The sequence below is a fragment of the Herbaspirillum sp. genome, from assembly GCF_035644555.1.
Taxonomy (GTDB): Bacteria; Pseudomonadota; Gammaproteobacteria; order Burkholderiales; family Burkholderiaceae_D; genus Herbaspirillum.
The window spans coordinates 39,895-60,495 of the sequence record NZ_DASQOH010000042.1; the positions used below are offsets into that span (position 1 = coordinate 39,895).

The following is a 20,601-nucleotide window of genomic DNA, read 5'->3' on the forward strand; positions in this document are numbered from 1 at the left end:
GTTCTCCAAACGATTACTTGCGGGCGGCCAGCACTTCGGCGGGCTGCACGATGTTTTCCTGGGCCTTGTTGGACCAGGTGTTGCGCGTATAGGTGATCACGGCGGCGATCTCGGTATCGTTAAGCACACCCTTCCAGGCCGGCATGGCGTTCTTGCCGTTGAGCACCAGATGGATCTGGTCGGCCTTGGGACCATTGACCACGGCGCTGCCGTCCAGCGCCGGGAAGGCGCCCGGCACGCCCTTGCCGTTGGCCTGGTGGCAGGCCACGCAGTTGGCGGCGTAGACCTTCTCGCCACGCTGCTTCAACTCGTCCACGGTCCAGGTCTTGTTGGGATCATCGGCCTTGGCGGCCATTTCCTTCTTCTTTTCGTCGACCCACTTCTTGTAGTCGTCATCGCTGACCACGTTGACCACGATGGGCATGAAGGCGTGGTCCTTGCCGCACAGCTCGACGCACTGGCCGCGATAGGTGCCGATCTTCTCGGCGCGGAACCAGGTGTCGCGCACGAAGCCTGGGATGGCGTCCTGCTTCACGCCGAAGGCGGGGATGGTCCAGGAGTGGATCACGTCGTTGGCGGTGGTGACGATGCGCACCTTCTTGTTGACCGGCACCACGACGGGGTTGTCCACCTCGATGAGGTAGTTGTCGTTCTTCTTCAGCGAGGGATCGGTGATCTGCTCGCGCGGCGTGGCCAGGTTGGAGAGGAAGGAAATGCCTTCCCCTTCGCCCTTGAGGTAGTCGTAGCCCCACTTCCATTGCATGCCGGTGACCTTGATGGTGAGGTCGGCGTTGGAGGTGTCCTTCATGGCGACCACCGTCTTGGTCGCCGGCAGGGCCATGCCGATCACGATCAGGAACGGGACCACGGTCCAGGCGATTTCCACGGTCGTGCTTTCGTGGAAGGTGGCGGCCTTGTGGCCGACCGATTTGCGGTGCTTGATGATGGAATAGAACATCACCCCGAACACCGCCACGAAGATCACCAGGCAGATGATCAGCATGAGGATGTGCAGGTCGTAGATCTGCTCGGCGATCTTGGTCACCGGCGGCTGGAAGTTCATCTGCAGCACGGCCGGTCCCCCCGGACTGTCCACCACTGCCCAGGCCGGCAAGCCGGCTGCCAGCAGCGAGGCACCGAGGGTCAGGGATTGAAGGCGCTTCGCAAGTTTCATGGATTTCCTCAAAAGCCCAAAATTATAAGAATGAGAGTGCAGCCGTCCCGCCGGCCCTGGCGGAGAGTGTGCGCTCCAGCTCCTGCGCGAATTCGTATCGCTTCCACTCGCTCATGAACCGTCCCACTTCCACGCGCTGCCCCCGGCTCTCCAGGGCCACCAGTGCCTGGCGTCCTGCTGGAAAAGCGATGCGCATGCCATGCAACTGCAATTTGCTGCGATGCCTGCAACTGCCCTGGAAGAGTTCGACTACCAGGCCATCGTCGACCAGCATCACTACTTCGCGATCCGTGGCGTGACGGGCGTAGACCAGCATGGCCGCGCCCACCGCCGACAATTCAATGACTGAAAAAACCAGGATGGTCCAGGCGCCGTGGAGCGTGAAGCCCAGCGCGACCGTGAGTGAAACCGTACAAAGGATTGCGAAGACCCACGCCAGCTGACGTGGCGCAATCGAACAATTGCGCTTCAATATCCATTCCCGCGTCTCCATAGCACCTCGCCAGCATGATTGTCGGTCGAGCGTGTCTCTGTTTCGATCCGCTGCAGGATCACTCACTGGATGGCGGGGGCGGCCCGGTCTTGCTGGGTGGCCTGCCTGGTCTTGGCGCTATCCGTGGCTATCCGTTTTGCGGTCTTTATTTATTCTTGCTATTTGTTCGTGCTGGAATTTCTTTGTGTGAATTTTTTTACCCATTTGAGTATAAGGGCTAACGTCGCCATGGATCAAGCACGCACCGCCGCATTGACAACGGCGGCGCCGGCTGCCGCACCAGCGCTCCCCACTGCCTGCCGCACAGCGGCCAGGGGCCTGGCTTGGCGGGCGGCAACAGGGTGTGCAGGGTGAGGCCGGGCGTCACGATACAGCAACTGGACCACAGGCCAGATAGTGCTGTGCGACTAAGGCTTATATGAAGTGGCGGATGACGCCACGCGCCAGGCGGCGGCTAGCGCGGCGGGCGTTCGAAGCGGATGATGCTCTCGCCGGCGGCCGTGGTCTTGGGTACCGGCCGGAAGGCGTGGCCATAGACGATCTCGAAGGTCAGCGGAATCTTGCCGTCGGGCTTGCGCATAGCCTCGAAGGCAGCCAGCAGGCGCTGGTACTGGTCGCGGCTCATCATGCTGCGGCGCCGCGATTCCAGCGGATTGCCACCCCAGGCACGCACGTCTTCGAGCAGGCGCTGCGGCGTTTCATAGGTCACGGTGATGGTCTCCATGTCCATGACGGGCGTGGAGAAGCCGGCGTTGACCAGCATGTCGCCGAAGTCGTGCATGTCGACGAAGGGCAAGGTGTGCGGTGCAAGATCGATGTTCTCGAAGGCGCTGCGGACCTCGCGCAGAGTATCGGGGCCGAAGCAGGAAAACATCAGCAGCCCTTCTACCCGCAGCACCCGGCGCCATTCGGCAAATACCCGGTCGGGCTGCGGGTGCCAGTGCAGGGCCAGGTTGGACCAGACCAGGTCCAGCGCATTGGCTGCCAGCGGCAGCTGGGCGAAATCGGCGCAGGCCAGTTGAGGGCCGTTGGCACCGGCACCAGAGCTGGCGCCCAGCCATTTGTTGATGGAGCCAAAGAGCCGGTTCATGGCCGTCTGCGCACCGCGCTGGTGCTCGGCGGCCCGGGCCAGCATGCCGTAGGCACCATCCAGGCCGATCACGCTGGCCTCGGGGTAACGCTTCTGCAGCACCGGCAGATCGGCACCTTCGCCGCAACCGGCGTCGAGCACCTCGCGCGGTTCTATCTTCACCAGAGCCAGGCGCTCCTGCATGCGCGCCGACACTTCGCGACGCAGGAAATCGGACTCGGCCACCCGTTGCGGCTGGCCGAAACGGCGACGTACCAGGGGCAGATCGATGGGAGCGCTCAGCTTGGCGCTGGCAGAAGGCGGCGGCAGGGACATCGGGAATAGACTTGGGAAACAGGTGGGCAGCAGATCCGGGAGGGCTGATGCGATAATGCGCGTAGTTTAGTCGAAATCCATTTTTCCCGGGCGCCGCACGCATGGACCCCAAACCGCCAACTTCCCCCGCCAAACCAGCCCAGGCCAAGCCTGCCGGCGCTTATCGCGCCGTCACTGGCAAGCCGCCGACGTCGTCGAAGCCGTCCATGTCGTCGAAACCGTCGAATTCGGGCAAGCCGGCCGGTCCCGGCTGGCTGCAGCGGCTGCTGGCGCACATGCCGCAGTTGCTGCCCTCGTCCTGCGCGCTGTGCGGCGCGGCCGGGCGCGAGACGTTGTGCGCGCCCTGTCACAAGCGCTTCTATACCCGCCAGCACCGGCGCTGCATCCAGTGCGCCCTGCCGATGCCGGTGACCGGCAAGGAACTGCGCTGCGGCGCCTGTCTCAAGGATCGCCCGGCCTTCGACGCCACCATTGTCGCCACCGATTACTTCGCGCCGTCCGACCAGCTGGCCCTGGCCCTGAAGTTCGGCGGCGACCTGCGCCTGGCCCCCTTGCTGGCCCGCCTGATCTTCGACGCCTCGCGCCGCAACCCGGTACCCGGCAGCGACGTGCAACTGGCCATGCCCAGCCTGCTGGTGCCGGTGCCGCTGGGACTGTCCCGGCTGCAGGAGCGGGGTTTCAACCAGGCCCTGGAAATTGCCAAGCCGCTCTCCCGGATGATGGAAATCCCCCTCAATGGCCGCCTGCTGGAGCGCAAGAAGGAAACTCAGGCGCAATCGGCCCTGCCGGTGGGCGCGCGGGCCCGCAACGTGCGCTCGGCCTTCGCCCTGCCCTTCGCGGCGATGGACCAGGTCCGAGGCCTGCACGTGGGCATCGTCGACGATGTCATGACCACCGGCGCCACCTTGAATGAGGTGGCGATCGTGCTCAAACGGCACGGCGCGCGCCGGGTGACCAATCTGGTCTTTGCACGCACCCTGCCGACCTGAGCGGGGGTCGGCTCACTTATTCCTTTTATTGCTTGTCCCATTTTTCCCGCAGGAGAGTCTTTTGTTCCACGTCGTCCTGGTCGAGCCGGAGATCCCTCCCAATACCGGCAACATCATCCGCCTGTGCGCCAATACCGGCGCACAACTGCATCTGGTCGAGCCGCTCGGCTTCCCGCTGGACGATGCCAAGATGCGGCGCGCCGGGCTGGACTATCACGAATACGCCAACATGCAGGTGCACCCCGACTGGGACAGCTTCCTGGCGCACCGGCGCGAGGACCCGCAGTTCGATGAAACCCGCATGTTCGCCATGACCACCCATGGCTCGACGCCTTTCGCGGGGCTGGCCTTCCGTCCTGGCGACACCTTCGTCTTCGGCTCCGAAACGCGGGGACTGGCGCCGGAGCGGCGCGAATCCTTCCCCACGACGCAACGCATCCGCCTGCCGATGCGCCCGGGCAATCGCAGCATCAACCTGTCCAATACGGTGGCGGTGGTGGTCTATGAGGCCTGGCGGCAGAATGGCTATGACGGCGGTAGCTGATTAGCGCTCGCGCTCATGAAAAACGGCTCCCGAGGGAGCCGTTTTCTTTTGCAGCGTCAGATGGCTGAGGATCACCCCAGCAGCAGGGCATCGTCGGAAAGTTTCTCTCCGCGCGTCTGCTCGAACATCTTCAGCAGGTCCGGCACGTCCAGCCCGGCGCGTTCCGGCCCGGAGACGTCCAGCACCACGCGACCCTGGTGCAGCATCACGGTGCGGTCGCCGTAGTCCAGCGCCTGGCGCATGCTGTGGGTCACCATCATGGTGGTCAGCTTGCTCTCGGCGACGATCTTGGCGGTCAGCTCCAGAACGAAGGCAGCGGTCTTGGGGTCCAGCGCGGCAGTGTGCTCGTCCAGCAGCAGGATACGCGAGGGTTGCAGCGACGCCATCAGCAGGCTCACTGCCTGGCGCTGGCCGCCGGAGAGCAGACCGATGCGGTCGGCCAGGCGATTCTCCAGACCCAGGTTGAGGATGGAAAGCTTCTCGCGGAACAGCTCGCGCATCTTGCCGCGAATGGCGAAGTTGAAGCCGCGACGACGACCACGCGCCATGGCCAGGGCCATGTTTTCTTCGATGGTCAGCGCTTCGCAGGTGCCGGCCATCGGGTCCTGGAAGACACGCGCCACCAGACCGGCACGGTCCCACGCCTGCTTGCGGGTGACATCGGTGCTGTCGATCTCGATCTTGCCGCTATCGACCAGCAGGTCACCGGAGATGGCATTGAGGAAAGTGGACTTGCCGGCACCGTTGGAACCGATCACGGCCACGAACTGGCCGGTCGGGATTTCCAGCGAGAGGCCGCGCAGGGCCGGGTTCTCGATGGGGGTACCGGGATTGAAGGTGATCTTGAGATCGGTGGCTTTCAGCATCTCAGGCCCCCTTTCGCAGCAGTTTGAGCTTGCGCTTGCCCATGGGCAGCACCAGCGCCAGCATCACCAGCACGGCGGTCACCAGGTTCAAGTCCTGCGCTTGCAGGCCGATGAAGTCGCTGTTGAGCGCCAGGGCGATGAAGAAGCGATACAGGATCGCGCCCAGGATCACCGCCAGGGTGGTCCACACCAGACGGCGCGCCGGCAGGATGTTCTCACCGATGATCACGGCCGCCAGGCCGATGACGATGGTGCCGATCCCCATGGAGATGTCGGAGCCGCCCTGGGTCTGCGCGAACAGCGCACCGGCCAAGGCCACCAGGGAGTTGGCCAGCGCCATGCCGGCCAGGGTGGCGCGACCGGTGGCGATGCCCTGGGCGCGCGCCATGCGGGCGTTGGCGCCAGTGGCGCGCATGGCCAGGCCGATTTCGGAGGAGAAGAACCAGTCCAGCAGCAGCTTGGCGCCGATCACCACCACCAGCAGGATCAGCGGCCGGGCGACGTAGTCGGGGATCGAGGCCGGCTGCAGGATGGTGAAGATGGTCGGCTCCGAGATCAGCGGCACGTTGGGCTTGCCCATCACGCGCAGGTTGATCGAGTACAGCGCGATCATCATCAGGATGCTGGCCAGCAGGTCCATGATCTTCAGCCGCACGTTCAGCCAGGCGGTGGTGAAGCCGGCCAGGGCGCCCGCCAGCAGCGCAATGAAGGTGGACAGGAAGGGGTTGTAGCCGGCCGCGATCATGGTCGCCGCGACCGCGCCGCCGAGCGGGAAGCTGCCATCGACGGTCAAGTCGGGAAAGACCAGAATGCGGAAGGAAATCAGCACTCCGAGGGCGACCAGACTGAAGATCAGACCGATCTCCAGGGCGCCCAAGAGGGTATACAGTGACATAAAAGGGCTTTCATAAAAAAAACACATCCGGCACGACGTGTTAAGTCATGCCGAATGTTTTCTGTGTTACGCCGACAACTGCTGGGGTGGGCAGCCGCCAGCGGTGCATGTCCGAACCGTCGGAAGGGCTTAGTTGAGCACCTTGGTGGCCGACTTCAGGAACTCCGGCGACAGGGTCACGCCCTGCTTTTGCGCCGCCGAGGTATTGACATAGAGTTCCAGGTTCTTGACGGGCGAAGAGGCGATCTCGCCGGCCTTCTCGCCCTTCAGGATACGTGCCACGACCTTGCCGGTCTGGCGGCCCATATCGTAGAAGTTCACGCCCAGCGCCGCCACGGCGCCACGCTTGACGCTGCCGGTATCGGAAGCGATCAGCGGGATCTTGGCATCGTTGCAGACCTTGGCCAGCGATTCGAAGACCGAGACCACGTTGTTGTCGGTGGTGGTGTACATCACGTCGATCTTGCCGATCAGGCTCTTGGCAGCGGGGGCCACGTCCACCGAGCGCGGTGCGGCGGCTTCCACCAGGGTGAAGCCGGCCTTCTGCAGTTCGCCCTTGAGGTTGTTCAGGGCCGACACGGAATTGGCTTCGCCGGGATTGTAAACCACTCCGACGCGCTTGGCCTCGGGCACCACGCGCTTGATCACCTCGACCTGCTTGACCGGGTCCAGCATGTGCGACAGGCCGGTAACGTTGGTGCCGGACGGCTTCCAGTCCTTCACCAGCTGGGCGGCCATGGGATCGGCGATGGCCGAATAGACGATGGGGATGGTCTTGGTGGCGGCCACCATCGGTTGCGCCGACGGGGTCCCGATGGCCACGATCACGTCGGGATTGTCACCGACGAACTTCTTGGCGATCTGGCCGGCGGTACCGGCATTGGCCTGGGCGCTCTGGAAATCCCACTTCAGGTTCTTGCCGGGCTCGAAGCCTTCGGCGATCAGTTCGTCCTTGGTGCCGTCGCGCACGGCATCCAGCGCCGGGTGTTCGACGAAGGACGTAATGGCTACCACTTTCTCGGCAGCCAGGGCCGACGCGCACACGGCACTCAGCGCCAGCGCGCCAGCGATGGCGCGCAGGGATTGGGACAGGGCAAACATGTTCATCTCCTCATTCGTTGGTGGTCGGCGCCTCGGCATGATGGTGGCCGGGCCTCCTGTAGGTATGTAGATAGATCGAAGGCTGCTGGCTTCGCTTGAAACGCCGATCCCGCCTTGCAGCGGGATCGACGGGTTACTTGTTTATTGCTTGATCACGGTCTTGGCCGAATTCACCAGTTCCGGAGCGAGCGTGACGCCTTGCTTCTGGGCGGCAGCGGTGTTGACGAACAGTTCCAGCTTGCTGCTGGTGGCCGAGGGAATGTCGCCCGGCTTTTCGCCCTTGAGGATGCGGCCGACCACCTTGCCGGTCTGGCGACCCAGGTCGTAGTAGTTCACGCCCAGGGCGGCGATGGCGCCACGCTTGACGCTGTCGGTGTCGGAAGCTACCAGCGGGATCTTGGCGTCGTTGCCGACCTTGACCAGCGCCTCATAGGCCGAGACCACGTTGTTGTCGGTGTTGGTATAGATCACGTCGACCTTGCCGATCAGGCTCTTGGCGGCCGAACCGACGTCCACCGAGCGCGGTGCAGCGGCTTCCACCAGGGTCATGTTGGACTTGGCCAGCAGCTCCTTGAGGGCCTTGACCACCACGGCGGAGTTGGCTTCGCCCGGGTTGTAGACCATGCCCACGCGCTTGGCGTTGGGCACCACCCGCTTGATCAGGTCGATCTGCTTGTCCAGTTCCAGCAGGTCGGACACGCCCGTGACGTTGGTGCCGGAGGCCTTCCAGTCCTTCACCAGTTGGGCCGCGACCGGGTCGGTCACGCCGGAATAGACCACCGGGATGCTCTTGGTGGCGGCCACCAGGGCCTGGGCCGACGGGGTGGCGATAGCGACGATGACATCGGGCTTGTCACCGACGAACTTGCGGGCGATCTGGGCGGCGGTGCCGGTGTTGCCCTGGGCGCTCTGGTATTCCCACTTCAGGTTCTTGCCGGCTTCGAAGCCTTCTTCCTTCAACTCGTCCTTCACGCCGTCACGCACGGCATCCAGGGCCGGGTGTTCAACGATGGCGGTCACCGCCACCGACTTGTCGGCAGCCATGGCCGGCGCTGCGCAGACAGCGGCCAGGGACAGGGCGGCGACCATGGCGCGCAGCGTCAGCTTGTGGTGGTAGGACATGCAGTCTCCCTAGAAAAATATGGATGGATTAACCGAAAACCCGAAAAGACGGTAAGTCTAGCGTAGCGGATGTGAACAATCAATTTGCAACGGCGCATATCTCTGCGCGGTGAAGGTCACCGCCGGCCCAGCCTGGGGGCGGGCTACGCGCGCCCGGGCGAACACTCGCATTCGTCTGTGCGCACTTTGCCTGATCGCGGCGACACTGCAGGTCACAAGTCAACGATTGCTATAATCTCCGCCCATGTCCTCGCGCCTCTTCCCGTCGCTGCCCGCCTCCCGTCGCCGTCCCCGGCTGCGCGCGTGGGCCAGCCTGTGGATGGTGCTGGCCATGGTGGCCACGCCCTGGTGGCAGCAGGCGCTGGCACGTAGCGCCCGCGAAGCACCGGCCATGGCCATCTGCAGCGTGGGCGGCGGCAGCGGCGGCAGCCCGGCGCATCTGGCCGCCGGTCACTGCCCGCTGTGCTGCAGCGGCCAGCATGCGGCAGCCCCGCCCGCCGCGTCCTTCCCCACTGGCGCGCTGCCGGGCATCAGCTATCCGCTGGCGCGCTTCTCCCCCACCGGGCGCCCGCCCAGCCCGGCGCCGGGCGCCGCACAGGCGCGAGCGCCGCCGGCCTGATCGGTATTTCCGGACATGCACATGCTTACCCTCACGGGCCATGCCATCGAAGGTCGAGGCAGCCCGTCCGATCAGGATTTGAAAAAGGACCAAACAATATGCAACATTTCTTCCAACGCGGCGCCACCCTGGCGCTCACTGCCGCCCTGCTGGCCTTCGCTCCGCTGTCGCAGGCACATGACTACAAGCTGGGCCAGCTGGAAATCGGCCATCCCTACGCCCGCGCCACCGTTCCCGGCCAGCCGGCAGCAGGCGCCTACCTGAGCATCGAAAACAAGGGTGCCGCCGCGGACCGCCTGGTGGGGGTTTCTTCACCGGTCTCCAAGAGCGGCGAAATCCATACCATGGCCATGGAAGGCAATCTGATGAAGATGCGGGAAGTCGATGGCGGGCTGGAGATCAAACCCGGCCAGAAGATCGCCATGCAGCCGGGCAATGGCTACCACATCATGCTCATGGGCCTGTCCAAGCCACTGCAGGCGGGCGAAAAGCTGCCGCTCACGCTGACCTTCGAGAAGGCCGGCAAGATCGAGGTCACCGTCAACGTCCAGGACCCGGCCGCGGCCGGCGCCAAGGATGACATGAAGGACATGAAGGGCGACATGAAGGGCCATATGCACCACTGAGCAGGCCCGGCCCGACGGGCCATGCTCTGAAACCACAAGGCCGGCAGCGGGCGATGCCCCTGCCGGCCTTGTCGTTGGCGGTGCCCAGCGGCGTGTTCAGCCCGCCAGCTTGCGCACCTTGGCCAGCAGCTTGCTGGTGGAACGGTCATGTTCGAAGGCGATCGCCAGCACCTGGCCGCCATAGGCCGCCACCGCCTGGCCTTCGGGGATGGCGTGCATGTCGTAGTCGCCGCCTTTGACGTAGATATCCGGATGCGCTTCCTGCACGGCTTCCAGCGCCGTGTCTTCGTCGAAGGGCACCACCAGCGCCACCGATTCCAGTGCGGCCAGCACCGCCATGCGGTCTTCGCAGGTATTGATGGGACGGTCATCGCCCTTGCCCAGGCGCTTGACCGAGGCGTCGGTATTGGCCGCCACCACCAGCGAGGCGCCCTGGGCGCGGGCCTGCGCCAGGTAGGTTACGTGGCCGCGATGCAGGATATCGAACACGCCATTGGTCATCACCACCGGCTTGGGCAGTTGGGCCACGCGGGCCTTGAGTTCTTCGCGGGTGCAGAGTTTGGATTCGAAATCGGCCATGGTGGTGGGCTGGTGTGGACTGTGGGGTGGATCGGAACGGAACGCGGCGCGTCCCATGAAAAAAGCCGCAACCTCGGTTGCGGCTTGCGATTGTACTGCCTGTGCTACCCGGTGTGCTGCAGCGGCGCTCAGGCTGCGGCAGCGCCCGCCGGCAGGATGCGCTGGGTCACTTCCTTGCGGTAGCGGTTCAGCTCCTGGACGTTGCTGAAGGTACGTTCGAACAGCAGCGACATGTTGTGCAGGATGCGGTCCACGACCTTCTTTTCCCATTCGCCGTCGAACTTGATCTGGTTGTCCAGCCAGCGTTCCAGCCATTCCGGATCGGGCAGGCGGCTTTGCACGGTGTCGTTGGGGAACAATGCCTGGTTCACGTGCAGGTTGGTCGGGTGCAGCGGCTTCTCGGTGCGGCGGGCCGATGCCATCAAGACACCGATCTTGGCGAAGGCCGCGCGGGCCTTGTCGCCCACTTCGTTCAGGGCCTTCTTCATGTAGCGCAGATAGGCGCCACCGTGGCGGGCTTCATCCTGGCTGATGATCTTGTAGATCTGCTTGATGACCGGTTCGGTGTGCCAGTCGGCGGCGCAGCGGTACCAGTGGTTCAGGCGGATCTCGCCGCAGAAGTGCAGCATCAGGGTTTCCAGCGGCGGGGCGGGATCAAACTCGAAACGCACGTTGTGCAGTTCTTCTTCGGTCGGGCACATGTCCGGACGGAAACGGCGCAGGTATTCCATCAGCACCAGCGAGTGCTTCTGTTCCTCGAAGAACCATACCGACATGAATGCCGAAAAATCGCTGTCCCCGCGATTGTCGCGCAGGAACATCTCAGTCGCCGGCAGTGCCGACCATTCCGTGATGGCATTCATGCGGATGGTCTGCGCCTGTTCGTCGGTGAGCAAGGAAGCGTCGAACTTGTCCCAGGGAATATCCTTATCCATATTCCAACGGACCTGCTCTAGCGATTTGAACAATTCTGGGTACAGCATCTCAGTAGGGACCTATATGCGTTAAGTGTTTGATTTTAACAAGATTTTCCTGATCCATACTAAAACGCTCAGGTTTCAGCAATATGACAGCTGGCCGGACGCGTCTGCGCCCAGGGCCAGGCATTGCCATGGCGAGGATCAGGGGGAGGTTGGCTTGCGGGAGGCTGGCTTCTTGTTTTGCCGGGATTGTACAACACCCGTCCGGGCCGGGGCGCTCGTATTTGCCGCGCTCTTCGGCGCTTTCTTGACCGGTGGCTTCCTGGGCGCCGCCTTGGCCACCTTGCCTGCCTTGGGAGCGCCAGCCGGCTTGGCTTTGGGGCTGCCCTTGGACTTCGGCGGCACTGTCTTATTTTCGCTACGCTTGGCCGGCCTGGGCGCCTTGGCAGGCTTCAACAGCGGCTCGTGATCGGCCTGGGCGCCGGCCAGCGCATTGCCGACAGCATGCTTGAATTGCTCCTGCAACACATTCCACCAGGCATTGGGATTGGCGATGGCGGACTGGAAATCGGCTGCCCCCGGGCTGCCGGCCTCGGGCGGCTGCGGCGCCGCCGCGGCGTCGGGCGGGCTGTCCTGGGCGACGGCCGGCTCGGGTTCCGCTTCCGGGGTGGCCGCCTCGCCCGCTTCTGCCGCCTCCGATGCCGCCTCCGCGGGGGCCGCGCCCGGCCACAACGGGAAACCGAACGGGAACGGCGGTGCGGCCGCCGGTTCCTGCTCGGCATCGTCGACCTGATCGTCGGCCGCCTCGGCTGCCGGCGTCCCGCGCGAGGCCATGATGGCGCTCATGGCCTGCAAGGTGGACAGAGTGGCGCTCTGCACTTCCAGGGTCTGGATGGTGGCCTTGAGCATGTTCAGGTTCAGCTCCAGCCAGGAAGCGACGGTCTTGAGATCGGTGATCTTCTTGTTGATGTCCTCCACCGAGAGCGAGGGCGTGGCCATGGCCGGGGCGCCCATGCTGCTCCACATCTTCTTCATGAATTCGATGGTATCGCCTACCGAGCCGGCGCCCGGCATCTTGTCGTGGTTCAGCATTGATCGCTCCTGTTGTTGTGTTCTGGTCGTCAGCGCGGCGGGCGCTGCATCCGGCAGGTGCTCGGCAGTGCGGTCTGCTCGGCCGGGATGAAGCGCTCGGTGCGGAATCCGTAACCGCTGCCCTCATTGTCGAAGCGGATGCCGCCGCTGTCGGCACGCTGCATCTGCATCAGGTACAGCGGCTGGATCAGCTGGTGATCCTCGGCCCGCATCGTGGCCTGGTGGAAAGCGTTCTGATAATGCGCGCCTTCCAGGGCATATGCAACCGCCTTGGGATCGGTGCTCCTGGCCTTTTCGATGGCCTTGACCAGCATCTCGATCATGACCTGCATGCGCAGGTAAAGGTAGTCATCCTTGGGCTGGGGATAGCGTTTGCGGAATTCCTGATAGTAGGCATCGCTGGGCGAGCCAGGGTTCCCGCCGGCATTCGGATGCCACTCCGCCACCGCCCGCACCACGCCCACGCCGGCCTCGCCGATGGCTGCCGGAGCCCCCAGGCTGTTGGCATAGAAGGTATAGAACTTGGCCTTGAAACCGGCGTCACGCGCGGCCTTCACCAGCAGGGTCAGGTCATTGCCCCAGTTGCCGGTGATGACGGCGTCCGCCCCGGCGCTGCGCATCTTGGCGATGTAGGGGGCAAAATCCTTGATCTTGCCGATGGGGTGCAGCTCATCACCGACGATGGCGATGTCGGGGCGCTTGGCCGCCAGTTGTTCACGGGCGGCCTTGGCCACCTGGCGGCCGAAGCTGTAGTCCTGGCCGATCAGGTAGACCTTGCGGGTCGTCGGATCGGCCTTGATGGCCTCGGTCAGGGCCTGCATGCGCATGTCGGCGCTGGCGTCGAAGCGGAAATGCCAGAAGCTGCATTTCTCATTGGTCAGGGCCGGGTCCACCGCCGAATAGTTCAGGAACAGCACGCGGCGATCCGGTTCACGCTGGTTGTGCTTGTTGACCGCATCGATCAGGGCTGCCGCCACCGCCGAGCTGTTACCTTCGATCAGGAAGGGGATGCGCTCATCGGTGAGCTGACGCAATTGCACCAGCGAGTCTTCCACACCGAGCTTGTTGTCGAAGGTGGAGAGCTGCAACAGGTGCCTGCCATCGGGCAGGTTGACGCCGCCCCGCGCATTGACGCGTTCGATGGCATAGCTGATATTGCGCACCACGGCCTCGCCGGCATTGGCGAAGGGGCCGGAAAGACCATCGATCATGCCGATGCGCACCGGTGGCAAGGCGGGCGCGGCCTGCACTGCATGTGCCGGCAATGACAGTGAAAGCGAGGACACGAGCAGCGCCGCAAGGGAGAGCTGACGGAAGGACAAGGACAGGTTCATCATTCGAAAGAGATAGCGTCAACAGTGCAAAGGCGCAAACGCGCATTGTACGTTGTTTGAATGGCCGCTCTTTTGATCTCCGCCCCCACGACGCTGCCAGCCTGATCCGATAAACTGGTGCACATGAGCGAAGTTTCCCACCCACCCCGGCGCTGGCCGCGCCTGCTGCTGCTGATTGCACTGAGCCTGGCGCTGCACGCCCTGCTGGTGGACTGGGGGCGACGCCAGATCATCCTGCCGGGCGCCACGCAGGAACAGGCCATGACCGTGGAACTGCGCCCCCTGCCGCCCCCCGAACAACCGGTGGCGCTGCCGGTTCCCAGACCGACACAACCCCGTGCAGCCAAGCCGGCCAGTCGTCAAGCCGCGCCGGCGCATCGCAGCGAGCCTTCCATCGAACCGCCTGATGAACCGATACGGGAGACCGTCGAGCCCATCTATACACCCGCCCCGGAAGCGCCGCACTCCACGCCCGCCACCGCGACGGCCACGGCATCGGACGATGGCACTGGCAAGACCTCGGATGGCAACGGCCAGGGAACGGCGGGCGCCGGTGCCGAGGGCGGCCAAGCCCAAAGCGATGCGCCCGGAAAGTCCTACCAGACCAGCGCACCACCGAGCGTACTGCTGCGCTACGACGCCACCGGCACCAAGGATGGACGGGCCAGCTACGGTCGCGGCAGCATCGCCTGGCACAACGACGGCCAGCGCTACCGCGTCGAAGGCAAGGCCAAGGTGCTGGTCTTCACCGTGCTCAATTTCTCCAGCCAGGGCGATCTGGATGCGGGCGGTCTGGCGCCGGAGCTGTACACCGAGCAGACCGGCTTCAAGTCGGCCACCAACACCCACTTCAACCGCGAGCGCAACGTGGTCAGCTTTTCTGCCTCGACCACCACCTATCCGCGACGCGGCGGCGAACAGGATCGCGGCAGCGTGATCTGGCAACTGGCTGCCATCGGTCGCGGCGACCCGGCACAGTTCCGGGCGGGTGCGGTGATCGACATGTTCGTGGCGGGCGTGCGCGATGGCGAGGTCTGGCGCATGCAGGTGCAGGGCGAGGAAGACCTGACGCTGCCCATCGGCGAGCTGCACACCTGGCATGTGGTGCGTATGCCCAAACCCGGCTCTTATGATGATCGCGTCGACATCTGGCTGGCTCCCCAGCACGAGTGGTACCCGGTGCGGGTGCGCTATACCGAGCCGCCCACCAAGGGCAGCGATTTCATCGACCTGTCGCTGTCGGGAATCGAAGCCGCGCCGCCATGAGCCCTGCCGCATTCGCGAAGTCCTGTCAAAATCCGAAACAATTGCGCACAATTGCGTCCCGGGAATGACAGAACCGTCACCGCTGATCGGAGTCGTAACGCTGACAACGGATCGGGCCGGTGGCCCGATCCCATCCATAGAGACCCCTTACGAAGAGCTCGCCATGAACCGTTTCCCCCTCCGCCTGCTGACCCGATTTTCCGCCCTGACCCTGGCTGGCCTGCTGGCCAGCGCTCCGCTGCTGGCCGCCGACGGCCCGCATCCGGTCGAAAAACGTCCCTTCAACCTGCCGCCCTCGGCCGAGCTGCACTACAGCATCCAGGCCAAGCAGAGCGGCCTCGACCTCAAGGGCGAGGGCTTGGTCAAGTGGACCCAGAGCAAGACCGCCTACAGCGTGACCACCGAGACCCGCGCGATGCTGCTGGGCAAGATCCTGGAAACCAGCAGCGAAGGCGCCATCGATGCCTACGGCCTGGCCCCGGCCCGCTTCGTGGAAAAGCGCCTGCGCCGCGAACCCTCGACCACTACCTTCAACCGTGAACAGAACAAGATCACCTTTACCGAATCCGGCGAGAGTTTCCCGCTGCAGGGTGGCGAGCAGGATCGCACCGGCATCACCTGGCAATTCGTCGCCATCGCGCGTGCCAATGCCGCGAAGATGAAGCCGGGTTCGGAATGGAAGTTCTTCGTGGCAGGCCCGCGTGATGCCGAGCAGTGGACCTTCAAGGTGATCGGCCGCGAAAAGATCAAGACCGCCCAGGGCGAAACCGAGGCCCTGCACCTGTTCCGCAACCCGCCGCCGGACGACCAGGCCCAGAAACTCGATATCTGGCTGGCCCCGAAGATGGAATGGTATCCGGTGCGCCTGAAGTTCACCGATCCCAATGGCGACTATATCGAGCAGGTGCTGGATTCGGTCAGCAAAACCCACTAAGCTAGCTGCTCACGCAAGGCGCGGGGCCTGGCCGGCAGGGATGCCGCCAGGCCCCGCGTCATTGCCTCGCCTCCCATCCCGCAAGAGCCAGAAGACCATGCCCGATACCGCAGCCATCGCCCCGACCCTGAACACCCAGAGCGCCCTGGTGCTTTTCTCCGGCGGTCAGGATTCCACCACCTGCCTGGCCTGGGCGCTGTCGCGCTATCCACGGGTAGAGACCATCGGTTTCGACTATGGCCAGCGCCACGCCATCGAACTGGAAGTGCGCCCGGCCCTGCTGGAAAAGATGCGCGCCTTCTCCCCCGAGTGGCAGGCGCGACTGGGCGAGGACCACATGATCGACCTGTCGCTGATCGGCAAGATTTCCGACACCGCCCTGACCCGCGACGTCGAGATCACCATGCAGGACAATGGCCTGCCCAATACCTTCGTCCCCGGCCGCAACCTGCTGTTCATGACGGTGGCGGCCACCCTGGCCTACCGGCGCGGCCTGAACGTGCTGGTGGGCGGCATGTGCGAGACCGATTTTTCCGGCTACCCCGATTGCCGCGACGACACCATGAAGGCCCTGCAGGTGGCACTCAACCTGGGCATGGCCACGCAGCTGAAGGTGGAAACACCGCTGATGTGGATCGACAAGGCCGAGACCTGGGCGCTGGCCGAATCGCTGGGCGGCGCGGCGCTGGTGGACCTGATCCGCACCGACACCCACACCTGCTACCTGGGCGAGCGTGGCCAGCTGCATGACTGGGGCCATGGCTGCGGCAGTTGCCCGGCCTGCGCGTTGCGCGCCCGCGGCTACCAGCAATATGCGCAGTCCGCGGCCGGTAAAATGGCCGGCTGATCAGGCACAATAGGCTCATTCCAAAAAGAACGAGCCCCATGCCCACCCCACGTACCTCCCAGCGCCTGGCGCGCGCCGCTGCCGCCCTGCTGCTCCTGCTGGCCGGGGCCGAGATCGGCCGTCGCCTCGCCGACCTGCCCAGCCTGCCGGCGCTGGTCGACCTGCAGTTCGACCTGACGCCGCGCAGCCAGAGCTACAAGGTCTTCGACGCCAATCCCATCGCCCGTTCCAGTCATCCGCAAGCGCTGGCGGTGGCGTTGCGGCCGCTGGAAATCAACGTGCCATGGAAGAAGAATGGCCAGCTCAGCATGGCCGATTTCCTCAAGACCACCGCCACCCACGCCTTCGTGGTGGTGCAGGACGGCAGCGTCGTCTACGAACGCTACATCGACGGCTTTGACGCCCATTCCCGCTTCACGTCCTTCTCGGTGGCCAAGTCCTTCGTCTCGGCGCTGACCGGGGTGGCCCTGATGCAGGGCAAGATCAAGTCCCTGGACGAGCCCATCGGCCACTATCTCGACAGCGATGAACTGGCACCCGCCTACGCCGGCATCACCATCGGCCAGCTGCTGGACATGCGTTCCGGCATCGACGTCGACGAGCGCTATGCGGGTTCGCTGACCTCACCGGTGGTACGCATGTTCGTCAGCACCGATCTGCACCGTTTCCTGGCACGACGCCACGGCCTGCGCTTCGCGCCGGGCGAGCGTTTCGAATACCGCAGCGTCGATACCCTGGTGCTCTCGCGCGTGCTGGCGCACGCCACCGGCATGCGCCTGTCCGACTTCGCCCAGCAGGCCTTGTGGGAACCGCTGGGCATGGAGCAGGATGCCACCTGGAGCGTGGACAGTCGCAGGCACGGCGTGGAAAAGGCCTTCTGCTGCATCAACACTACCGCGCGCGACTTCGCCCGGCTGGGCCTGCTCTATCTGAACCAGGGACGCATCGACGGGCGCCAGGTGGTCAGCGCCGCGTGGGCCAACGAACCGCGCCGTCCGGACAACCGCAGCGACATCCTCGAATACCGCGATGGCTGGTGGATACCACCCGGCAATGCACAGGACCAGGACTTCTCGGCCATCGGCGTGTTCGGACAGTACATCTACGTCAATCCGGCGACCCGCACCGTCATCGTCAAGCTGAGCGACTACGGCGCCGAACAGGACGAAGTCCTGACCACACTGGCCATGCGCAGGATCAGTCATTACCTGGCCGGCCGCGACTGAGCCCCCCCGCTGCCGGCAGCAATAAAAAAACCGCCGGTCACGCTCTCGCGACCGGCGGTTTTGCATGGGATCAGCAGAAAATCTAAACGATATAGATCATTATCCGATCAACTCTTCCTGGCAGGCTCAGAACAACTCGTTCTTCATCTGGGTCTTGGCCTTTTCTTCTTCAGGCGTCAAGCCACTGCGATCGCCCATGCCCAGGTCACGCACCATGGCGCTGGGCGGGAACTCGGCATAGTAATACTCGCCGCCAGATTCGATCACGCCGTCCGGGACCTTGCGATCCACGTTGGGCACATCCTTGAGCGCCTTGGACATGTAGCTGATCCACACCGGCAGGGCCAGGCCGCCGCCGGTTTCGCGGTCACCCAGACTCTTGGGCTGGTCGTAGCCGATCCAGGCAATCGCGGTCAGGCCGGGCTGGTAGCCGGCGAACCAGGCATCCATGGAGTCGTTGGTGGTACCGGTCTTGCCAGCCAGGTCGGTCCGCTTCAGCGACAGCGCCTTGACCGCCGTGCCATGACGCACCACGTCGCGCAGCATGCTGTCCATGATGAAGGCATTGCGGGCATCGATGACACGGTTCGATTCATCCTCGGCGGTGGCCGGCTTGGCCTGCGAGAGCACTTCGCCGTTGCTGTCGGTGACCTTGGTGATCAGGTAGGGATTGATCTTGTAGCCACCGTTGGCGAACACCGAATACGCACCCACCATCTGCAGCGGAGTGACGTTGCCCGCACCCAGCGCCAGGGTCAGGTAGGGCGGATTCTTGTCGGCATCGAAGCCGAAACGGGTGATGTATTCCTGCGCATACTTCACCCCCACGCGCTCCAGGATGCGGATGGACACCAGGTTGATCGACTTCTGCAACGCCCGGCGCATCGAGATCGGACCCTCGAACTTGCCACCGTAGTTCTTCGGCTGCCACACCTGGCCACCGGTCTGGGTGAAGGTCAGCGGCGCATCATTGATGATGGTGGCCGGCGACAGGCCCTTTTCCAGCGAAGAAGAATAGATGAAGGGCTTGAACGACGAACCCGGCTGACGCCAGGCCTGGGTGACGTGGTTGAACTTGTTGCGGTTGAAGTCGAAGCCGCCCACCAGCGAGCGGATCGCGCCATCCTGCGAGTTCACCGAGACGAAGGCCGATTCCACTTCCGGCATCTGGGTGATGATCCAGGCCTTGCCATCCTGGAACACGCGGATGATGGCGCCGCGACGGATCTTCTTCTGCGGGGGTGCCTTGTCCGACAGCAGGTTGGCGCCGAAGCCCAGGCCGGCGCCGGAAATGCTGATCTCCTCGCCGGTGGAGAGCATGGCGGTGATTTCCTTGGGCTTGGCCTCCAGCACCACGGCCGAGACCATGTCATCGCTGTCGGGGTGGTCGGCCAGTTCCACTTCCACCGCATCTTCCACGGCTTCCTTGGTGGCGTTCTCCGGCAGGTCCATATAGCCTTCGGGGCCGCGATAGCCATGCCGGCGCTCGTAGTCGATGATGCCGCGCCGCAGGGCGATATAGGCCGCATCCTGGTCGGTCTTGGTGATGGTGGTGAAGACGTTCAGGCCCCGGGTGTAGGTCTCGTCCTTGTACTGCGCATAGACCAGCTGGCGCGCCATTTCGGCCACGTATTCGGCATGCATGCCGAAGGCCGAGCTGTCACCCTTGACCCGCAGTTCCTCATCCTTGGCTTCCTGGTACTGCGCATCGGTGATGTAGCCCAGCTGGCGCATGCGCAACAGGATGTACTGCTGGCGCGCATGGGCGCGCTTGGGATTGACCACCGGGTTGTAGGCCGACGGCGCCTTGGGCAGTCCGGCCAGCATGGCGGCTTCGGCGATGCTGATGTCCTTCAGTTGCTTGCCGAAATAGATCTGGGCGGCCGAGGCGAAGCCATAGGCGCGCTGGCCCAGATAGATCTGGTTCATGTAGACCTCAAGGATCTGGTCCTTGGTGAGGTTGTTCTCGATCTTCCAGGCCAGCGGGATTTCATAGAAGAACTTGCGCGTGGCCTTCTGCAGGAAGGTCGGCTCGTTGCTGGTCAGGAAGAAATTGCGCGCCACCTGCTGGGTGATGGTGGAGGCGCCACCGCCACCGCCGGAGAGATTGGAGAAGGTAGCTCGGGCAATGCCCTGGTAATCGACACCGCCGTGCTCGTAGAAGCGGTCATCCTCGATGGCCAGCACGGCCTTCTTCATGATGTCCGGGATGTCCTTGAAGTGCACCAGGTTGCGGCGTTCCTCGCCGAATTCGCCGATCAGCACGCCATCGGCCGAGAAGATGCGCAGCGGGATCTTGGGCCGGTAGTCGGTCAGCGTATCGAGATCGGGCAGCTTGGGATAGGTCAGCGCGACGATGAAGGTCACGCCCAGCACCACCATCACCGCCAGGCCCAGCACCGTGCCGACCAGACCCAGGAGGATGCGCAGCGACCAGTGCATGCGCTTGCGCGGGGCCTTTTCTGCGGGTTTATCCGCCGATGCCGGTTGGTGTTGATCGCCGCCGTTGGAAGATGAAGACATTCGAGATAAGCGTTAAAGCAGGCCGGAGCCGGATTGGAAGAAACAA

General features: G+C 64.1%; 20 protein-coding genes. 8 read left to right on the forward strand and 12 right to left on the reverse strand.

Translation table 11 applies throughout. The features are described 5' to 3' along the window. Window positions 1-13: 13 nt before the first annotated feature. From coxB to VE092_RS10310, 3 genes are all read right to left on the reverse strand, one after another. Window positions 14-1,174: a cytochrome c oxidase subunit II gene (coxB, locus tag VE092_RS10300; protein WP_324876355.1), complete on the reverse strand. Its 1,161-nt coding sequence runs from the start codon at window positions 1,172-1,174 to the stop codon at window positions 14-16. Window positions 1,175-1,196: 22 nt separating this feature from the next. Continuing rightward, a complete protein-coding gene (locus VE092_RS10305) occupies window positions 1,197-1,667 on the reverse strand; it encodes a DUF2244 domain-containing protein (protein WP_324876357.1) in 471 nt (156 codons plus the stop codon). A gap of 454 nt (window positions 1,668-2,121) precedes the next feature. After that, on the reverse strand, window positions 2,122-3,072 hold the full coding sequence (locus VE092_RS10310; protein WP_324876359.1) for a methyltransferase domain-containing protein: 951 nt from the start codon (window positions 3,070-3,072) through the stop codon (window positions 2,122-2,124). Window positions 3,073-3,173: 101 nt separating this feature from the next. Between VE092_RS10310 and VE092_RS10315 the strand changes: the two genes are divergently transcribed. Beyond that, window positions 3,174-4,061 carry a phosphoribosyltransferase family protein gene (locus VE092_RS10315; protein ID WP_414653457.1) on the forward strand — a complete coding sequence of 296 codons (888 nt, stop codon included), beginning with the start codon at window positions 3,174-3,176 and terminating at the stop codon, window positions 4,059-4,061. A gap of 61 nt (window positions 4,062-4,122) precedes the next feature. Further along, window positions 4,123-4,605 carry a tRNA (cytidine(34)-2'-O)-methyltransferase gene (locus VE092_RS10320; protein WP_006461509.1) on the forward strand — a complete coding sequence of 161 codons (483 nt, stop codon included), beginning with the start codon at window positions 4,123-4,125 and terminating at the stop codon, window positions 4,603-4,605. 71 nt (window positions 4,606-4,676) lie between these two features. On the opposite strand, the gene VE092_RS10325 is transcribed toward VE092_RS10320, so the two are convergent. The 4 genes from VE092_RS10325 to VE092_RS10340 form a co-directional block, all read right to left on the reverse strand. Continuing rightward, window positions 4,677-5,471 carry an ABC transporter ATP-binding protein gene (locus VE092_RS10325; protein ID WP_324876364.1) on the reverse strand — a complete coding sequence of 265 codons (795 nt, stop codon included), beginning with the start codon at window positions 5,469-5,471 and terminating at the stop codon, window positions 4,677-4,679. A gap of 1 nt (window position 5,472) precedes the next feature. Continuing rightward, window positions 5,473-6,366, reverse strand: a complete 894-nt coding sequence (locus VE092_RS10330; RefSeq protein ID WP_324876366.1) for an ABC transporter permease — start codon at window positions 6,364-6,366, stop codon at window positions 5,473-5,475. A gap of 129 nt (window positions 6,367-6,495) precedes the next feature. Continuing rightward, a complete protein-coding gene (locus VE092_RS10335) occupies window positions 6,496-7,467 on the reverse strand; it encodes an ABC transporter substrate-binding protein (RefSeq protein WP_324876368.1) in 972 nt (323 codons plus the stop codon). A gap of 141 nt (window positions 7,468-7,608) precedes the next feature. Then, complete coding sequence (locus VE092_RS10340; RefSeq protein ID WP_324876370.1) at window positions 7,609-8,589, reverse strand: ABC transporter substrate-binding protein; 981 nt, start codon at window positions 8,587-8,589, stop codon at window positions 7,609-7,611. Window positions 8,590-8,833: 244 nt separating this feature from the next. Between VE092_RS10340 and VE092_RS10345 the strand changes: the two genes are divergently transcribed. Further along, entirely contained in the window at window positions 8,834-9,208 is a 375-nt protein-coding gene (locus VE092_RS10345) for a DUF2946 family protein (RefSeq protein ID WP_324876372.1), read from the forward strand. A gap of 98 nt (window positions 9,209-9,306) precedes the next feature. Further along, window positions 9,307-9,834, forward strand: coding sequence for a copper chaperone PCu(A)C (locus VE092_RS10350; protein ID WP_324876374.1), 528 nt, complete (start codon window positions 9,307-9,309; stop codon window positions 9,832-9,834). Window positions 9,835-9,930: 96 nt separating this feature from the next. On the opposite strand, the gene rfaE2 is transcribed toward VE092_RS10350, so the two are convergent. The 4 genes from rfaE2 to VE092_RS10370 all read right to left on the reverse strand — a co-directional run bounded on the left by rfaE2 (window position 9,931) and on the right by VE092_RS10370 (window position 13,759). Then, the gene (gene rfaE2 / locus VE092_RS10355) at window positions 9,931-10,413 is read right to left on the reverse strand and encodes a D-glycero-beta-D-manno-heptose 1-phosphate adenylyltransferase (protein ID WP_324876435.1); all 483 of its coding nucleotides are present in this window, start codon (window positions 10,411-10,413) and stop codon (window positions 9,931-9,933) included. Window positions 10,414-10,541: 128 nt separating this feature from the next. Beyond that, window positions 10,542-11,396, reverse strand: a complete 855-nt coding sequence (locus tag VE092_RS10360; RefSeq protein WP_006461501.1) for a diiron oxygenase — start codon at window positions 11,394-11,396, stop codon at window positions 10,542-10,544. 138 nt (window positions 11,397-11,534) lie between these two features. Further along, window positions 11,535-12,425, reverse strand: a complete 891-nt coding sequence (locus VE092_RS10365) for a PhaM family polyhydroxyalkanoate granule multifunctional regulatory protein (protein WP_324876377.1) — start codon at window positions 12,423-12,425, stop codon at window positions 11,535-11,537. A 29-nt stretch (window positions 12,426-12,454) separates the two neighbouring features. Then, window positions 12,455-13,759: a branched-chain amino acid ABC transporter substrate-binding protein gene (locus VE092_RS10370; protein WP_324876437.1), complete on the reverse strand. Its 1,305-nt coding sequence runs from the start codon at window positions 13,757-13,759 to the stop codon at window positions 12,455-12,457. A 123-nt stretch (window positions 13,760-13,882) separates the two neighbouring features. On the opposite strand from VE092_RS10370, the gene VE092_RS10375 reads away from it, so the two are divergent. The 4 genes from VE092_RS10375 (at window position 13,883) to VE092_RS10390 (ending at window position 18,032) form a co-directional block, all read left to right on the forward strand. Beyond that, window positions 13,883-15,025 (forward strand): DUF3108 domain-containing protein, encoded by a 1,143-nt coding sequence (locus tag VE092_RS10375; RefSeq protein ID WP_324876379.1) that lies wholly within the window; start codon window positions 13,883-13,885, stop codon window positions 15,023-15,025. A 163-nt stretch (window positions 15,026-15,188) separates the two neighbouring features. Next, complete coding sequence (locus VE092_RS10380) at window positions 15,189-15,959, forward strand: DUF3108 domain-containing protein (protein WP_324876381.1); 771 nt, start codon at window positions 15,189-15,191, stop codon at window positions 15,957-15,959. Between the two features lie 97 nt (window positions 15,960-16,056). Continuing rightward, window positions 16,057-16,806 carry a 7-cyano-7-deazaguanine synthase QueC gene (queC, locus tag VE092_RS10385; protein WP_324876383.1) on the forward strand — a complete coding sequence of 250 codons (750 nt, stop codon included), beginning with the start codon at window positions 16,057-16,059 and terminating at the stop codon, window positions 16,804-16,806. A 38-nt stretch (window positions 16,807-16,844) separates the two neighbouring features. Further along, the gene (locus VE092_RS10390; RefSeq protein WP_324876385.1) at window positions 16,845-18,032 is read left to right on the forward strand and encodes a serine hydrolase; all 1,188 of its coding nucleotides are present in this window, start codon (window positions 16,845-16,847) and stop codon (window positions 18,030-18,032) included. A 126-nt stretch (window positions 18,033-18,158) separates the two neighbouring features. Here the strand turns inward: VE092_RS10390 and VE092_RS10395 are convergent, their stop codons facing one another. Then, window positions 18,159-20,474 carry a penicillin-binding protein 1A gene (locus VE092_RS10395; protein ID WP_324876387.1) on the reverse strand — a complete coding sequence of 772 codons (2,316 nt, stop codon included), beginning with the start codon at window positions 20,472-20,474 and terminating at the stop codon, window positions 18,159-18,161. Window positions 20,475-20,601 lie beyond the last annotated feature (127 nt).

Coding starts and splice junctions, on each gene's coding strand:
- coxB (WP_324876355.1), bottom strand. CDS start 1,174: ATGAAACTTGCGAAGCGCCTTCAATCCCTGACCCTCGGTGCCTCGCTG.
- VE092_RS10305 (WP_324876357.1), bottom strand. CDS start 1,667: ATGGAGACGCGGGAATGGATATTGAAGCGCAATTGTTCGATTGCGCCA.
- VE092_RS10310 (WP_324876359.1), bottom strand. CDS start 3,072: ATGTCCCTGCCGCCGCCTTCTGCCAGCGCCAAGCTGAGCGCTCCCATC.
- VE092_RS10315 (WP_414653457.1), top strand. CDS start 3,174: ATGGACCCCAAACCGCCAACTTCCCCCGCCAAACCAGCCCAGGCCAAG.
- VE092_RS10325 (WP_324876364.1), bottom strand. CDS start 5,471: ATGCTGAAAGCCACCGATCTCAAGATCACCTTCAATCCCGGTACCCCC.
- VE092_RS10330 (WP_324876366.1), bottom strand. CDS start 6,366: ATGTCACTGTATACCCTCTTGGGCGCCCTGGAGATCGGTCTGATCTTC.
- VE092_RS10335 (WP_324876368.1), bottom strand. CDS start 7,467: ATGTTTGCCCTGTCCCAATCCCTGCGCGCCATCGCTGGCGCGCTGGCG.
- VE092_RS10340 (WP_324876370.1), bottom strand. CDS start 8,589: ATGTCCTACCACCACAAGCTGACGCTGCGCGCCATGGTCGCCGCCCTG.
- VE092_RS10345 (WP_324876372.1), top strand. CDS start 8,834: ATGTCCTCGCGCCTCTTCCCGTCGCTGCCCGCCTCCCGTCGCCGTCCC.
- VE092_RS10350 (WP_324876374.1), top strand. CDS start 9,307: ATGCAACATTTCTTCCAACGCGGCGCCACCCTGGCGCTCACTGCCGCC.
- rfaE2 (WP_324876435.1), bottom strand. CDS start 10,413: ATGGCCGATTTCGAATCCAAACTCTGCACCCGCGAAGAACTCAAGGCC.
- VE092_RS10360 (WP_006461501.1), bottom strand. CDS start 11,396: ATGCTGTACCCAGAATTGTTCAAATCGCTAGAGCAGGTCCGTTGGAAT.
- VE092_RS10365 (WP_324876377.1), bottom strand. CDS start 12,425: ATGCTGAACCACGACAAGATGCCGGGCGCCGGCTCGGTAGGCGATACC.
- VE092_RS10370 (WP_324876437.1), bottom strand. CDS start 13,759: ATGAACCTGTCCTTGTCCTTCCGTCAGCTCTCCCTTGCGGCGCTGCTC.
- VE092_RS10375 (WP_324876379.1), top strand. CDS start 13,883: ATGAGCGAAGTTTCCCACCCACCCCGGCGCTGGCCGCGCCTGCTGCTG.
- VE092_RS10380 (WP_324876381.1), top strand. CDS start 15,189: ATGAACCGTTTCCCCCTCCGCCTGCTGACCCGATTTTCCGCCCTGACC.
- queC (WP_324876383.1), top strand. CDS start 16,057: ATGCCCGATACCGCAGCCATCGCCCCGACCCTGAACACCCAGAGCGCC.
- VE092_RS10390 (WP_324876385.1), top strand. CDS start 16,845: ATGCCCACCCCACGTACCTCCCAGCGCCTGGCGCGCGCCGCTGCCGCC.
- VE092_RS10395 (WP_324876387.1), bottom strand. CDS start 20,474: ATGCACTGGTCGCTGCGCATCCTCCTGGGTCTGGTCGGCACGGTGCTG.